The 14,138-nt window shown below is 70.7% G+C and carries 10 protein-coding genes and 1 pseudogene; 8 read left to right on the forward strand and 3 right to left on the reverse strand.

Annotated elements, in window-relative coordinates; all coding sequences use genetic code 11:
• Both FE633_RS48685 and FE633_RS25625 read right to left on the reverse strand, forming a co-directional pair.
• Positions 1 to 330, reverse strand: a pseudogene (locus FE633_RS48685) (4-alpha-glucanotransferase); the annotation flags it as partial.
• On the reverse strand, positions 330 to 578 hold the full coding sequence (locus tag FE633_RS25625) for a hypothetical protein (RefSeq protein WP_138047552.1): 249 nt from the start codon (positions 576 to 578) through the stop codon (positions 330 to 332). The gene FE633_RS25625 and the pseudogene FE633_RS48685, both read right to left, overlap by 1 nt.
• Positions 579 to 909: 331 nt before the next feature.
• Between FE633_RS25625 and FE633_RS25630 the strand changes: the two genes are divergently transcribed.
• Positions 910 to 3,948: a beta-N-acetylglucosaminidase domain-containing protein gene (locus FE633_RS25630; protein ID WP_138047553.1), complete on the forward strand. Its 3,039-nt coding sequence runs from the start codon at positions 910 to 912 to the stop codon at positions 3,946 to 3,948.
• A 281-nt stretch (positions 3,949 to 4,229) separates the two neighbouring features.
• Here the strand turns inward: FE633_RS25630 and FE633_RS25635 are convergent, their stop codons facing one another.
• Complete coding sequence (locus FE633_RS25635) at positions 4,230 to 4,766, reverse strand: HNH endonuclease (RefSeq protein WP_119106420.1); 537 nt, start codon at positions 4,764 to 4,766, stop codon at positions 4,230 to 4,232.
• A gap of 288 nt (positions 4,767 to 5,054) precedes the next feature.
• On the opposite strand from FE633_RS25635, the gene FE633_RS25640 reads away from it, so the two are divergent.
• From FE633_RS25640 to FE633_RS25670, 7 genes are all read left to right on the forward strand, one after another.
• Entirely contained in the window at positions 5,055 to 6,137 is a 1,083-nt protein-coding gene (locus FE633_RS25640; RefSeq protein WP_138047554.1) for a mechanosensitive ion channel family protein, read from the forward strand.
• 160 nt (positions 6,138 to 6,297) lie between these two features.
• The gene (locus tag FE633_RS25645) at positions 6,298 to 8,490 is read left to right on the forward strand and encodes a PEP/pyruvate-binding domain-containing protein (protein WP_138047555.1); all 2,193 of its coding nucleotides are present in this window, start codon (positions 6,298 to 6,300) and stop codon (positions 8,488 to 8,490) included.
• Positions 8,487 to 9,404, forward strand: coding sequence for a hypothetical protein (locus FE633_RS25650; RefSeq protein WP_138047556.1), 918 nt, complete (start codon positions 8,487 to 8,489; stop codon positions 9,402 to 9,404). Before FE633_RS25645 ends, FE633_RS25650 begins: the two co-directional genes overlap by 4 nt.
• A 215-nt stretch (positions 9,405 to 9,619) precedes the next feature.
• On the forward strand, positions 9,620 to 10,207 hold the full coding sequence (locus FE633_RS25655; RefSeq protein ID WP_246113832.1) for a fused DSP-PTPase phosphatase/NAD kinase-like protein: 588 nt from the start codon (positions 9,620 to 9,622) through the stop codon (positions 10,205 to 10,207).
• A gap of 231 nt (positions 10,208 to 10,438) precedes the next feature.
• A complete protein-coding gene (locus tag FE633_RS25660) occupies positions 10,439 to 11,665 on the forward strand; it encodes an ROK family transcriptional regulator (protein ID WP_138047557.1) in 1,227 nt (408 codons plus the stop codon).
• Between the two features lie 177 nt (positions 11,666 to 11,842).
• A complete protein-coding gene (locus FE633_RS25665) occupies positions 11,843 to 13,174 on the forward strand; it encodes an ABC transporter substrate-binding protein (protein WP_138047558.1) in 1,332 nt (443 codons plus the stop codon).
• 4 nt (positions 13,175 to 13,178) lie between these two features.
• The gene (locus FE633_RS25670; RefSeq protein WP_138047559.1) at positions 13,179 to 14,138 is read left to right on the forward strand and encodes a carbohydrate ABC transporter permease; all 960 of its coding nucleotides are present in this window, start codon (positions 13,179 to 13,181) and stop codon (positions 14,136 to 14,138) included.

The following is a 14,138-nucleotide window of genomic DNA, read 5'->3' on the forward strand; positions in this document are numbered from 1 at the left end:
GGCTCGCGCGGCGGGCGCGGGGGCGTCCGCCGCGGGCTCGCGGTCGCCGCTCACGGCCGCGCCCCCGCTCCCGTTCTCGTTCCCGGCGCTGTTCTCGTTCTCGTTCCCGGTGCCGTTCCAGCACACCACCGTCGGCGGCAGCAGCCGCTCCCTCAGCTCCGCCTCGCGGGCCGCGAGCGCGCTCTCGACGCAGTCCGGCGTCCTCGCGTCCACGCCCAGCGCGGCGAGAGCGGCGATCACCGCGGCGTCCGATGCCGCGACCGTGCGATCCGGGGACGGGCTGTAGGAGGTGGCGACGCCGTGCAGTGCGGCGAGCCGGGAAAGCGGCATCAGACCCCCGGGAAGTCCTGGGCCACGGCAGCACCCGTGGAGGTGGGTTCGCTCGTCAGGGGAGCGGCGTCGGCGATGGGGGGCTCGCTGGTCAGGGGTTCGGCGTCGGGCAGCGGGGGTTCGCTGGTGAGGGGCGCCTCAGCGCACGATCCCTCGGCGGTGAAGATGCAAAGGTGCAGGTCGGGGTCGGCGGGCTGCTCCGCCGAGGGTTTGGAAAAGGCCGGGAGAAGTACTGCCGATGCGGCCACGGTGGCCTCCTTGGTAGTCGTCGTACGTCAGGGTCAGGGCGAGCCCTACCCAGCGTGCGCGATCACAGACGTAATCGGGCGGACATCGTGTCGCTGTTCACATTCTCTCCCGCGTGCGGCAGTTGACCAAGGGTGTTCGCACGACAACACTCCGAGTTCGCGACACGACACGTAAGCCAAATTCATGACACAGAGTGTCAAAGTGCGACACTACGGCCACTCTCGTTGACACCTCGGCGACACGGATGGTGGGCTCGAATGCCGCCCTGACGGTGCCGTGAGGGCCGACGAGTTGGACGAGTGGGACGCGTCGACCGACTAGGAGAGGTCCTTGCAACTCCGGCGCAGGAAGAGGGCGACAGCCCTCGCGTTCGTCGTCGTCGCGGGCGTGTGCGGCGCGATTCCCGGCGCCGTCGCGGCTCCGCCGCCGCCCGACACGTCCTCGGCTCCCTCTGCTTCCTCGGCTCCCTCGGACGAGAAGTCCGGCGAGAAGTCCGGCGGGAAGTCCCGGGACAAGTCCGGCGGCGGCCTCCCCTCGGTGTGGCCCAGGCCGCAGTCCCTGCGGGCGGGCGACGACGCGGTCACGATGACGGACGAGGTCGCGCTGGTCACCGACGGGACGGCGGACTCGTACGCGCTCAACGCCCTGCGCGCCCTTCTGCGGAAGGCGGGGGTCCGGCAGATCACGCGGTTACGTGAGCGGGAGTGGGAGCGGCTGCCCAAGGATGCGCTGGTGGTGCGCGCGGGCGAGACGGCGCCCAGGAGCACGAAGGGCGCGGACCAACCCGGAGGGCGCCCCGCGGCCCTGAACCACGCCCTCGACGACGCCCTCACCACCCTCGGCGCCACCCCGCGCACCGACCTCCCCTCCGGGGGCTACCGTCTCGCCGTCGGCCGAGTCCGGGGCCGGGACACGGTCGCCCTCGCGGGTGCCGGCGAGGACGGCCTGTTCCACGCCGTGCAGACGCTGCGTCAGCTGATCGACGGCCGCCGCGTCGCCGGTGTGGTCGTACACGACTGGCCCGGCACCGCCGTGCGCGGCACCACCGAGGGCTTCTACGGCACGCCCTGGACTCAGCGACAGCGCCTCGCCCAGCTGGACTTCATGGGGCGGACCAAGCAGAACCGCTATGTGTACGCCCCCGGCGACGACCTCTACCGCCAGGCGCGCTGGCGTGAGCCGTACCCGCCCGGGCAGCGGGCGCGGTTCCGGGAGTTGACCGAGCGCGCGCGGCGTAACCATGTCACGCCGGTCTGGGCCGTGGCTCCCGGCCAGGAGATGTGCCTGTCCTCGGACGGCGACATCGAGGCGCTGACGCGCAAGCTCGACACGATGTGGGCGCTGGGGATGCGCGCCTTCCAGCTCCAGTTCCAGGACGTCAGTTACAGCGAGTGGAGCTGCGACGAGGACGCCGACGCGTTCGGTTCGGGCCCCGAGGCGGCCGCGCGTGCCCACGCGCGCGTGGCGAACGCGGTGGCCCGCCACCTGGCCGGGCGCCACCCGGGCCCCGACGTGCTGTCGCTGATGCCGACGGAGTACTACCAGGACGGCTCGACCGCGTACCGACGGACGCTCGCGGACGAGCTGCACTCCGGCGTCGAGGTGGTGTGGACGGGCGTGGGGGTCGTACCGAGGACGATCACCGGACGCGAACTCGCCGCCACGCGCGAGGCGTTCGGGCATCCGCTGGTCACCATGGACAACTACCCGATCAACGACTACGCCCAGGACCGGATCTTCCTCGGCCCCTACACCGGCCGCGAGCCCGCCGTGGCGACCGGCTCGGCGGCACTGCTGGCCAACGCGATGGAGCAGGCGAAGATCTCCCGCATTCCGCTGTTCACGGCCGCCGACTTCGCCTGGAACCCGAGGGAGTACCGCGCCCAGGAGTCCTGGCGGGCGGCGATCGGCGACCTCGCGGGCGGTGACGAGAAGCGCGAGGAGGCCTTGTGGGCGCTGGCCGGGAACGATGCGTCGTCCGTGCTCGGCGGCGATGAATCGGCGTATCTGCGCCCGCTGTTGAAGGCCTTCTGGCAGGCACGTACGACCATGGACCGCACCGCGTACAGCACCGCGGCGCGGCGTCTGCGCGCCGCCTTCACGGTGATGCGCGAGACCCCGCGGCGGCTGTCCGCGGACTCGCTCCTGGGCTCCGAAGTCGCCCCCTGGGCCGGGCAGTTGGCGCGCTACGGGGAGGCGGGCCGCACGGCCGTCGACATGCTGCGCGCCCAGACCGACGGCGACACCACCCGGGCCTGGCGGGCGTATCGCGCCCTCGACCGGCTGCGCGCCGAGCTCGACGCGAGCCGGGTGACGGTCGGCGAGGGCGTGCTGGACCCGTTCCTCACGCGCGCGCGGGAGGCGTACGAGGCGTGGGCCGGGCTCGACCACGAGCCCGCCGCCGACCGCGCGCCCGAGGCGGACGGCCGTACCGTCCGCCTCACCCGCCCCCGCGAGCTGGCCGGCGTCACCGTGCTCGCCGCCCCCGGCACCTCCGGCACCGTCGAGGCCCGGGTGCCCGGCGAGGGCTGGCGCCGCCTCGGCGACCTCGCGGACGGCGGCGCGACGGAGATCGCCACGCGACGGGGACTTCGTGCGAACGCGGTACGGGTCACGGGTCCGGCCCCGTCCCGCGTCCACCACCTGGTGCCCTGGTACGGCGACTCCCCCGATGCCTCCCTGGAGTTGACCCGCCCCGCGACGGACGTGGAGATCGGCGGCGGTACGGAGCGGGTGACGGCCCGTCTGACCTCGCGGCGCCCCGCCGACGTCCGAGGGAAACTGACGGTGCGGGCACCCAAGGGGATCAAGGCAGGCGTCCCGCGGACCTCGACTCTCCCGCGGGGCACCACGGTTGAGGTCCCCGTGTCGGTCACCGTCCCCGCTGGGACGCCGTCGGGGACGTACCCGATCCGGATCGGCTTCGGCGACGAGACCCGCACGCTGACGGTACGGGCCTTCCCGCGCACCGCCGGGTCCGACCTGGTCCGCACGGGCCGGGCGACCTCCTCCGGTGACGAGACCGAGGACTTCCCGGCCACCGAGGCGGGCGACGGCGATCCGGACACCCGCTGGTCGTCCCCCGCCGAGGACGACGCCTGGTGGCAGGTGGAGCTGGCGAAGCCCGTCCGCCTCGGCCAGGTGGTACTGCGCTGGCAGGACGCGTACGCCTCCGCGTATCGCGTCCAGGTTTCCCGGGACGGCCGTGACTGGCACACGGCCGCCACCGTCGACCACGGCCGCGGCGGCCGCGAGTCCGTCCGCATGGATGCCCGCGACACACGCTTCATCCGCGTACAGGGCGTCAAGCGGGCGACCCGGTACGGGTATTCGCTGTGGTCGGTGGAGGCATACGCGGTGGCGGACTGAGCGCGCCGCGCCGCGCCGGGTCGTGGCCTCGCCGCACAGGCCGCCGCCGGCGTGCCGCAGGAGGTGCTCGGCCTACGGAGCTGCGCTACACGTAGCTCGCGCAGCTCACGCACCACATGACGCTCACGAACCTCACTACCTCACGTACCTCACGACGCTCACGCGGCTCCACGCGAAAGGCCCGGCCCGCAGGCACAAGGGCTCGGTTCTCCGGGAGGCACCGCGGGGACCTCCCGGAGGGCCGGAGGAAACCGCACGGGGCAAGACGAAGGCCCGGCTCGTCAGGCGGAGATGCCGTCGATCCGGGCCATCGCGTCATCCGCGCCGTACGGCTGCAGGTAGGGCAGCCAGCGCGGGTCCCTATGCCCGGTTCCGATGATGCGCCAGGCCAGACCTGTGGGCGGGGCGGGTTTGTGGCGCAGCCGCCAGCCGATCTCGAAGAGATGGCGGTCGGCCTTGACGTGGTTGCAGCGGCGGCACGACGCCACCACGTTGTCCCAGACGTGCTGACCTCCGCGGGAGCGCGGGATGACGTGGTCGACGCTGGTTGCGACGCCACCGCAGTACATGCACCGGCCGCCGTCGCGGGCGAACAGTGCCCGACGGGTCAGCGGAACGGGCCCCCGGTAAGGGACCCGTACGAACCTCTTCAGCCGGACCACGCTGGGTGCGGGGACAGTAACGGTTGCACTATGCATAAAGGCGCCGGATTCCTCGAGGCACACGGCCTTGTTCTCGAGGACCAGTACGAGCGCGCGGCGGAGCGGTACGACGCCGAGTGGCTCGTACGACGCGTTGAGGACCAGGACATGCGGCACGGATGCCTCCTTGTACGCCGGCGGCGCGTGGCTCGCGCCGGGACGATCTGCAGCCAGTCTCCCCTCATGCCTGGTGGAAGCGCCACCATGTCCCGGTAACGGGCTGGGAGTGTTTTCGACCACACCGTTTTTCTTTCCCGCCTCCCTCCCCAGGTGAGCACAGTGTCTCCCTGGAACATTGGAGCGATCCACACATGGTGCCCCGATAGTGTGTTGAGTCTGCTCGTCCGGTGACCCGCTTGTGACCCCCCAGCCGCGGGCAGACCGCTATGCCTGGAGGTACCTGCCGTGTTCTTGTCCGTCCTGTCGGCCGCCGATCCCGTCGAGGATCCGACGGCGCCATCGCTCCAGGACGCCCAGGAGAGCGCGAACAACGCCGCGAGCTGGGTCGAGCAGAACTGGTCCACGTGGCTCGGCATCGGGCTCAGGGTCCTGCTGATCGTGGTGATCGCGGGTGTGCTGAGGGTGGTGATCCGGCGGGCCATCACCAAGCTGATCGACCGCATGAACCGGACCGCCCAGGCCGTCGACGGCACCGCGCTCGGCGGCCTGCTGGTGAACGTCGAGCGCCGCCGCCAGCGCTCTCAGGCCATCGGCTCGGTCATGCGTTCGGTCGCGTCCTTCCTGATCATGGGTACGGCCGGCCTGATGATCCTCGGCACGTTCGAGATCAACCTGGCACCGCTGCTGGCCTCGGCCGGTGTGGCGGGCGTCGCCATCGGTTTCGGCGCGCGCAACCTCGTCACCGACTTCCTCTCCGGCGTCTTCATGATCCTTGAGGACCAGTACGGCGTGGGCGACACGGTCGACGCGGGGGTCGCCTCCGGCGAGGTCATCGAGGTCGGCCTGCGCGTGACGAAGCTCCGCGGCGACAACGGAGAGATCTGGTACGTCCGCAACGGCGAGGTCAAGCGCATCGGCAACCTCTCCCAGGGCTGGGCCACGGCGGGTGTGGACGTCACCGTCCGCTCCGACGAGGACCTGGAGAAGGTGAAGACCACCCTCGACGCGGTCGGCGAGACCATGAGCAAGGAGGAGCCCTGGAACGAGCGCCTCTGGGGCCCGGTCGAGGTCCTCGGCCTCGACAGCGTCCTCCTGGAGTCGATGGTCGTCCGGGTCTCGGCGAAGACGATGCCCGGCAAGGCCCTCTCCGTGGAACGCGAACTCCGCTGGCGCATCAAGCAAGCCTTCGACGCGGCCGGCATCCGCATCGTCGGCGGCATCCCGGCCCAGCCCGAGGGCGAGCCGACCAGTGACCCGACGGCGGGGATGGCGCCTCCGTCGGCCTACGCGAACACGTCGTCCCCGCAGTCCGAGGCGGCCACACCACTGGCGCCGGCGGCTGCGCCACCGGCCCGTACCCCGAAGTAACCGTCGGCGAGGCGGCGCCCGAAGCACACCGGGCGCCGCCTCGCTGTGTCCGGGTTGCAGCCCGGCGGTGGGGGGAGCAAGGCCAGCGATAGCGCGGACGCGGTGAGGCGTTCAGAGTGGTATCCGGGGGTGGTTTTCGGCCTGACCGAAGGAGTCGGCTGTGGGCATCTGCCTGGAGCGGCTGGCGGTGATTCCGTTGGATAGCGAAGAGGCCGGGGACCCGGCGCTGACCGGGGCCAAGGCGGCCCGTCTCGCCCATGCCGCCGCTGCCGGGCTGCCCGTCCTGCCGGGGTTCGCTCTCGTTCCGGAGGAACCGGCGGCCGACCTGCCCACCGGGCCGTCCGCGGTGCGCGAGGCCTGGCGCGGGCTGACCGGCGAGGAGGGGCGTTCGCTGATCGTACGGTCGTCCTCCGCGTACGAGGACACCGCCGAATCCTCGATGGCCGGCCTTTTCGCGTCCGAGCTCGACGTGCGCGGCTGGGACGACTTCATGACCGCGGTACAGAAGGTGCTCGACTCGTCCCGTCGAAGCCGCGCGCCCGCGCCCGCGCCCGGCGGAGATGACCTGCCGAACGGCGGCATGGCCGTCCTGGTCCAGCCCATGCTGCGGACGGCCGTGGGTGGAGTCATGTTCGGCGCCGACCCCCTGGCGGGCCGTGAGGACCGCATCCTGGTCAGCGCGGTGCGGGGCGGGCCCGACCAACTGCTGGCGGGCACCGTCCAGGGCATCCGCTACCAGGTGACCCGCCACGGCAGGCTGGTCGCCACTGAACCGCGCGAACCCCGCCGCGACCGGCTGCTGGGCCACCGCCGGATATCGCATCTGGTGCGGCTGGCCCGGAACGCGGAGCGGGTGTTCGGCGAGCCCCAGGACATGGAGTTCGGTTTCGACACCGACAACGCCCTGTGGCTCTTCCAGGCGCGTCCCATCACGGCCATGGCCCTGCGAGCCGCACGCGGTGCCCGGCTGCTGGGCCCCGGCCCGGTCGCGGAGACCTTCCCCATGGTGCTCCAGCCGCTGGAGGAGGACCTGTGGGTGGCCCCGATGTCCCACGGGCTGACTCTGGCACTGGACAACGCCGGCACCACCCCGCGACGCATCCTGCGCTCGGTGCCCCCGGTCACCACCGTGGACGGACGGGTGGCGGCGGATCTGAGGCTGCTGGGCACCGTGCCCTCCGCGCACCCCGTCCTCGATTTCATCAACCCCCTCCCCGGAGCCCGGCGTGCCTCCGCGGCGTGGCGGGTGGGGCGGCTGAAGAGTGCGCTGCCGTTGCTGGCGGTGGACCTGATGGCCGAGGTCGACCGCGAGCTGGCCCAGATCCCGCCCCCGCCGGAGATGCTCTCCGGGGCGATACTGGCCGCGCTGGCCTGGGGCCGTAATGTCCTGTCGTCGCTGCACGCGCAGGAGTCCCTCGCCGGTTCCCTGGTCGGTGGGGGCAGCGGGGCCACGGCCGTCGGCGAGGCACTGGCCGTACTCGCCGAGGGGCGCGCCCGAGGCGTCCCCGACGCCGAGCTGCTGGCCCGGCACCCGGTGCTGCTGTCCCTGGTGCCGCCCTCGCTCCAGCGGCCCGCGCGGCTGCCGCGACTTACCGGCTGGACCGGGGCATCACGCGGCGTCGAGGCGCTGCCCGTCCGTGAAGGGCTGCGGCTGCGCATCCGCTGGGTGCAGGAGATGCAGGCCAGTCTGGTCCGTGAGTACGCGGCCCGACTGCGCACCGCCGAGCGGCCCGATGTGCTGCGGCGGTTGTCCACACTGCGCTGGCCGGAGCTGGCCGAGCTCCTGGGCGGGGCCCCGTGGACGGCCGAGTTCGACGAACGCGAGCCCCGGCCGGACGCGCCCCCGCTGCCCGCCGCCTTCCGGCTCTCGCCGGAAAACCTCCCCGTCGCCGAGCCGACCGGCGGTCGTGGCCGTGGCCGTGCGGGGAGCCGGGACCGCGGCCACCACACCGGGCAGGGCGCGGGCGGCGGTCACGGCACCGGCACCGCCTGGCACCGCCACGGCTCGCGGCCGGCACACGCGGTCCTGGTCGTACGGACCCTGGACCCCGACCTGGCCGCGGAGCTTCCCGACCTGGGCGGACTGGTCGCCGAGACCGGGAGTGTCCTGTCCCACCTCGCGGTGCTCGCCCGTGAGCACAAGGTGCCCACGGTCGTCGGCGTGCCGGACGCCGTCGAGCGGTTCCCCCAGGGCACCGAACTGATCGTGGACGGCACGAGCGGCACGGTCGAAGCCCTGAGCACGGAAGGGGAACAGGAACAGGAAGGAGAAGGAGAAGGGGAAGGGGAAAGGGACGAGGAAGAGGAAAAGGAAGGTAAAGGGGACGCGGAAGCGGGAGCGGACCTCCCATGAAGTACATCAGCTACCTGCTGGGAGGCGGGGCCGCGGCAGCGGCCGCGATCTACCTCTTCGTATACCTCCACCGCTGGGAGTGGCAACGCGCCCTGACCAGCGGAGTGCTGCTGCTGATCGTCGAGGTCTTCCTGGTGGCCACGGTCCTGCTCTCCCGGCTCGGCCGCCTGGAGCGGCGACTCGTCGAGGCCGAGGCGCGCGCCGAGGAGGTGCAGCGACGGCTGCAGCAGAGCCGTGAAGCCGCACCCGAGCGCTTCCGCTGGCTGGACACGCGCCCCTTCGAGGGCAGGGAGGACAGGAACGACACGTTCGTGTTCGTGCCCGTACTGATGGCCGCGGGCGCACTACTCTCCGTCGTCGCCTTCGTCATCCAGAAGATCGCGAGCACCACGGGCCGCGCGAGAGCGGAGCGGATGCTGGCGGGCCGCCTGACGAGCCTCGCCGCCCCGCCCGGTGGCACACGCGGAGACGTCCCCGGCATCGAGGAGCGTCCCGCCGTACCTCCGGGCCGGCCGGGACGCGTTCTCTTCAAGGCCACCGTGGGCGTGGTGGTCACGGGGCTGCTCGGTGCCCTCACCTTCGCCATCGCCGACGCGGTCCAGACGCGCCCCGCGCCGACTCCCGACTCCGCGGCCAGCGCCGTCGTCTTCCGCGTCACGCTGCGTAACGCCGACACCGGGCCGATGCGGGACGGGGCCGCCCGCGACCTCTGGGAGACCTGTCGCCGGTCCACCGCCGCCTCGCGCGAGTACACACCCCTGTCCAGCCTGGGCGATGGGGTGTACGCGGGCGTGGTCCGGCCCGCGCTGCCCAGCCACGACATGATGCGGCTGCGTGGCTGCCTCAGGGACACCACCGCGAACCGGGCGAGGGCCGACGTCCTGGGTGAGGGGCAGGTACCGCCTCTTCCTTGAAGCCACACCACCCCAGAAGTCCCATTTACGATTTTTGTATGCTTTGTCACATTTAGGTACCTCTTAGGTCGATCCAGGTAGTGTGGGACACAAGGTTTCCCCATCCAAGGTTCCGCTTCGTGTTGTTTGGCCCTACGTCCTCGATCCCTCGCCTTTACCCGCTCCTCCGCAGGACCGCGAAGATCGCGGTCCTTTGCATAATCGGTTACGTCGCCGTGTGGCTCGTCGCCACCCTCGGCATGCTCGGGATCCACGCCCTGGCTTCCCAGCAGACTTCGTCCGGCGTACGCATGGCCGGGATCAACCACTTCCAGGCCGTCGACGACCACCTGTGGAGGGGATCCGCCCCCCAGCAGGCCGGATACCGCGAGCTCGCGGCGCGAGGCGTGCACACCGTCGTCGATCTGCGCGCCGAGGATCTCTCCGCCAAGGCTCTGGCAGGGCCCGAGGACGCCGGCATGAAGGCCGTGCGCATGCCGATCAGGGACGGGCAGACTCCCACGACACAGCAGGTCAACCACTTCGTGAAGGCCGTCGAGTCGTCGTCCGGTCCGGTGTTCGTGCACTGCGGAGCCGGGGTCGGGCGGACCGGAGCCATGGTCGCGGCGTATGCGGTCCGTCTCGGCGAAGCGACTTCGACCCAGGCGGCGCTGCGGAATCTCGCGGTGGGTCCGCCCTCGATCGAGCAAGTCTGGTACGCGCTCTCCACCAACAAGGACGACGACACCGAGCAGCCGCCCGCCGCGATCGAAGCGATGAGTCGCATCCTCGACGCCCCTCGCCGCATCAGCGCCTCGATCTAGTTTCGAGCCGCCCCTGGTGCCCCTGCGACGCCATGCGCACGCAGCAACCCCTTTGGCGGGCCACCCCAGGTAACGACTCGGTTTCCGCCAGTGGCCGGTATTGACGCCTCCTCGATGCGCGGCCTACCTTCCTCCCATCGATAGGAAAGTTTCCTAACAGTGATCGATGGTTGGACTTCTCGGTGAAAGCGCTGAGAAGCTTGGGCGGCTGAAGGGCAGGTGGCGACAGACATGGCAGGATCCGCCGGTACCCCGGGCACCCCTCGTGTGCTGCGCGCCATGAACGACCGGGCCGCTCTTGATCTGCTGCTGGAGCTCGGGCCGCTGTCGCGCACACGGATCGGCAAGCTGACCGGGCTCTCGAAGCCGACCGCCTCGCAGCTTCTCGCCCGGCTGGAAACCGCGGGGCTCGTCGTCGTCACCGGCACCAGCGAGGGACGGCCCGGACCCAGCGCACAGCTGTACGCGGTGAACGCCGCCGCCGCCCGGGTCGCCGGGTTCGATGTCACCCCGTCCGGGATCCGGGCCGCGGTGGCCGACATCACCGGCCGTACCGTCGGCCGCTTCGAGTTGCCGACGCCCGGACGCAGCGCGCAGGGCGCCATCGACCGCCTGCTGCAGGCGCTGGACGGAGCGGTCAAGGACGCCGGGCTGCACCGCACCGATGTGCACCGGCTCGTCATCGGCACGCCCGGCGCCCTCGACCCCACCACCGGCAACCTGCGCTACGCCAGCCATCTGCCGGGCTGGCACTCGCCCCGGCTGCTGGAGGAGCTGGCCGCCGCGCTCGGCCCCATCCCCTTCGAGGTGGAGAACGACGTCAACCTCGCCGCCGTGGCCGAGCAGCGCATCGGCGAGGCACGCGGCTGCGAGAACTTCACCCTCCTCTGGGGCGAACGGGGCTTCGGCGCGGCGGTCGTGATCGGCGGCCGACTGCACCGGGGTGCCACCGGAGGCGCCGGCGAGGTGGGCTTCCTCCCCGTGCCCGGCGCCCCGCTGGTACGTCATGTCGCCCGCAGCAACTCCGGCGGCTTCGACGAACTCGCCGGGCTCCGGACCGTACTGCGGCTGGCCCGCGAACACGGGCTGACACCTCCGCCCGGCGGAAGCCTCACCGAGAAGGCCGCGGCGGTGGTCGCCGAAGCGGCGCGTACGGCCGACTCCCCCGGACCGGGGGAAGCCGTCCTCGCCGAGTTCGCCACCCGCCTCGCGACCGGACTCGCCTCGATCGTCGCGGTGATCGACCCCGAACTGATCATCCTGGCCGGCGGGTTGATCACGGCCGGAGGGGAGCCCCTGCGCTCCCTCATCCAGTCCGAACTCGCCGAACTGGCCGTACCCCGCCCCGCCATCCGTCTCAGCACGACACCCGACAGCCCGGTGCTGACCGGAGCCCTGCAGTCAGCCCTCGCGGCCACCCGCGACGAGGTCTTCGACACCACGGATCGCACCCCCTGATCCGTACGTCTCCTCCTGATCCGTACCTCACCGCCTGATCCGCATTCCCTGATCCGCATTCCCTGATCCGCGGGCTCGCCCGTCCCCCGTCTCCCCCCTCGTCTCCATCTCCGTTCCACCCCCTTTCTCCACCACATCTCTCTCCCTTTCCCTGTGCACGCCACGAGGAGTTCCGTCATGCCCAGATTCACCCGTGTTTGCCTTGCCGGCGCGGTCACCGCGCTCGCTCTGACCGCCACGGCCTGCACCGGCTCCGGTACGTCCGGCGCGAACGACGACGCCAGCAAGCCGTCGACCATCACCTTCTGGCACCCCTGGAGCGCGCCCAACGAGGTCAAGGCGATCGAGGCGAACGTCGCGGCGTTCGAGAAGGCGCACCCGAACATCAAGGTCAAGGTCGTCGGGAACGTCGACGCCGACAAGGTCAACCAGGCGCTGCGCGCGGGCGGTTCCAACGCTCCGGACGTGGTGGCCTCGCCGGAGACCAGCAACGTCGGAAAGTTCTGTTCGTCGGGTGTCTTCGCCGATCTGAAGCCGTTCCTGGAGAAGTCGAAGATCGACGCCGAGAAGACCTTCCCCAAGCCCATGCTGGACTACACCCAGTTCGAGGGGACGCGCTGCTCACTGCCGCTGCTCGGCGACGCGTACGGCCTCTACTACAACAAGACGGCGTTCGAGAAGGCCGGCATCAAGTCGCCGCCCAAGACGCTCTCCGAGTTCAAGGCCGACGCGATCAAGCTGACCAAGACCAAGGGCGACAGCTACTCGCAGCTCGGCTTCATGCCGAACTTCCACGGCTACGAGGTCACCGTCCCGCACCTCGCGGCACAGTGGAGCCCGGAGTACTTCACCTCCGACGGCAAGTCGAACGTCGCCAAGGACCCGGCCTTCAAGGAACTGCTCACCTGGCAGCAGGACATGGTCAAGTCGCTCGGCGGCTTCAAGAAGCTGGAGAAGTACCGCTCCACCTTCGGTGACGAGTGGTCCGCCCAGAACCCGCTGCACACCGGGCAGATAGCCATGAACATCGACGGCGAGTGGCGCGGCGGGATGATGAAGGACGCCGGTGTGGACTTCGAGGTGGGCGTCGCGCCGTTCCCCGTCCCGGACGACCAGGCGGACACCTACGGCAAGGGCTTCCTGACGGGCACGATCATCGGCCTCGCCAGCACCAGCACCAAGCAGAACGCCGCTTGGGAGCTGGTGAAGTACATGACGACCAACACCGACGCGGTCGTCTCCTTCGCCAACGCCATCAACAACGTCCCCTCGACGTTCGAGGCACTGAAGTCCCCGAAGCTCGAGAACGACGCGACGATGCAGGCCTTCGTGAAGATCGCCGAGAACCCGAACAGCAACACCGCGCCCGCCGCGGTCAACGGCAGCGCCTACCAGGAGACCCTGCAGAACTTCGCCTACGACTTCGAGTCGGGCAAGGCGAAGGACCTGGACGCCGGGCTGAAGAAGACGGCCGCGCAGATCGACACCGACATCGCCAAGGCGAAGTAGCCCCATGACGATCCTTCACGGCCACTCGGCGGCGCTTCGTTCGAAGCGCCGCCGGGAGGGGCTTCGTACGCTGGCGTTCCTCTCCCCCTGGCTCATCGGTTTCAGCGTCTTCTTCGTCTATCCGCTGCTCTCGACCGTCTACTTCTCCTTCATGAAGTACGACGGCTTCAAGCCGCCCACCTTCAACGGGCTGACCAACTGGACATACGTCTTCAGCCAGTACCCCTTCTTCTGGGCCGCGATGCGCAACACCCTGTGGCTCGTGGCGATCATGGTCACGGCCCGGGTGATCTTCGGGCTCGGCGTCGGGATGCTGATCACGAAGATCAAGACGGGCGCGGGGTGGTTCCGCACGTTCTTCTATCTGCCGTATCTGGCCCCGCCCGTGGCCGCGACCCTGGCCTTCGCCTTCCTGCTCAACCCCGGCACCGGCCCCGTCAATCAGCTGCTCGGCGACCTGGGTCTGCCGCAGCCCGGCTGGTTCAACGACCCGACCTGGTCGAAGCCGGCGCTGACCCTGCTCGCCCTGTGGGGCATCGGCGACCTCATGGTCATCTTCATGGCGGCGCTGCTCGACGTGCCCAAGGAGCAGTACGAGGCCGCGGAGCTCGACGGCGCGGGCTCCTGGAAGCGCTTCCGCTACGTCACGCTGCCGAACATCTCGCCGATCGTGCTGTTCGCCGTGGTCACCGGCGTCATCCAGACCATGCAGTACTACACGCAGCCGATCATCGCCGGTAAGACGGCCAGCGGGGTCATCGGCGCCGGGGCCGGCCAGATCTACGAGCCCGGCTACCCGGGGAAGTCCACGCTGACCCTCCCCCAGCTCGTCTACACCCTGGGCTTCCAGCGCTTCGACACCGGCTCCGCGTGCGTGGTGGCACTCGTCCTGTTCGCTCTGTCCATGGCGTTCACCGCGCTGCTGATGCGCCGCCGCAGCGGCCTGATCACGGTGGAGGACTGA

The sequence above is a fragment of the Streptomyces montanus genome, from assembly GCF_005786655.1.
In the GTDB taxonomy this organism is placed as follows: domain Bacteria; phylum Actinomycetota; class Actinomycetes; order Streptomycetales; family Streptomycetaceae; genus Streptomyces; species Streptomyces sporangiiformans.

Bases quoted from the DNA above. Each gene is read 5' to 3' on its own strand.
- FE633_RS25650 (WP_138047556.1), top strand. From the start codon at position 8,487: ATGAAGTACATCAGCTACCTGCTGGGAGGCGGGGCCGCGGCAGCGGCC.
- FE633_RS25665 (WP_138047558.1), top strand. From the start codon at position 11,843: ATGCCCAGATTCACCCGTGTTTGCCTTGCCGGCGCGGTCACCGCGCTC.
- FE633_RS25660 (WP_138047557.1), top strand. From the start codon at position 10,439: ATGGCAGGATCCGCCGGTACCCCGGGCACCCCTCGTGTGCTGCGCGCC.
- FE633_RS25670 (WP_138047559.1), top strand. From the start codon at position 13,179: ATGACGATCCTTCACGGCCACTCGGCGGCGCTTCGTTCGAAGCGCCGC.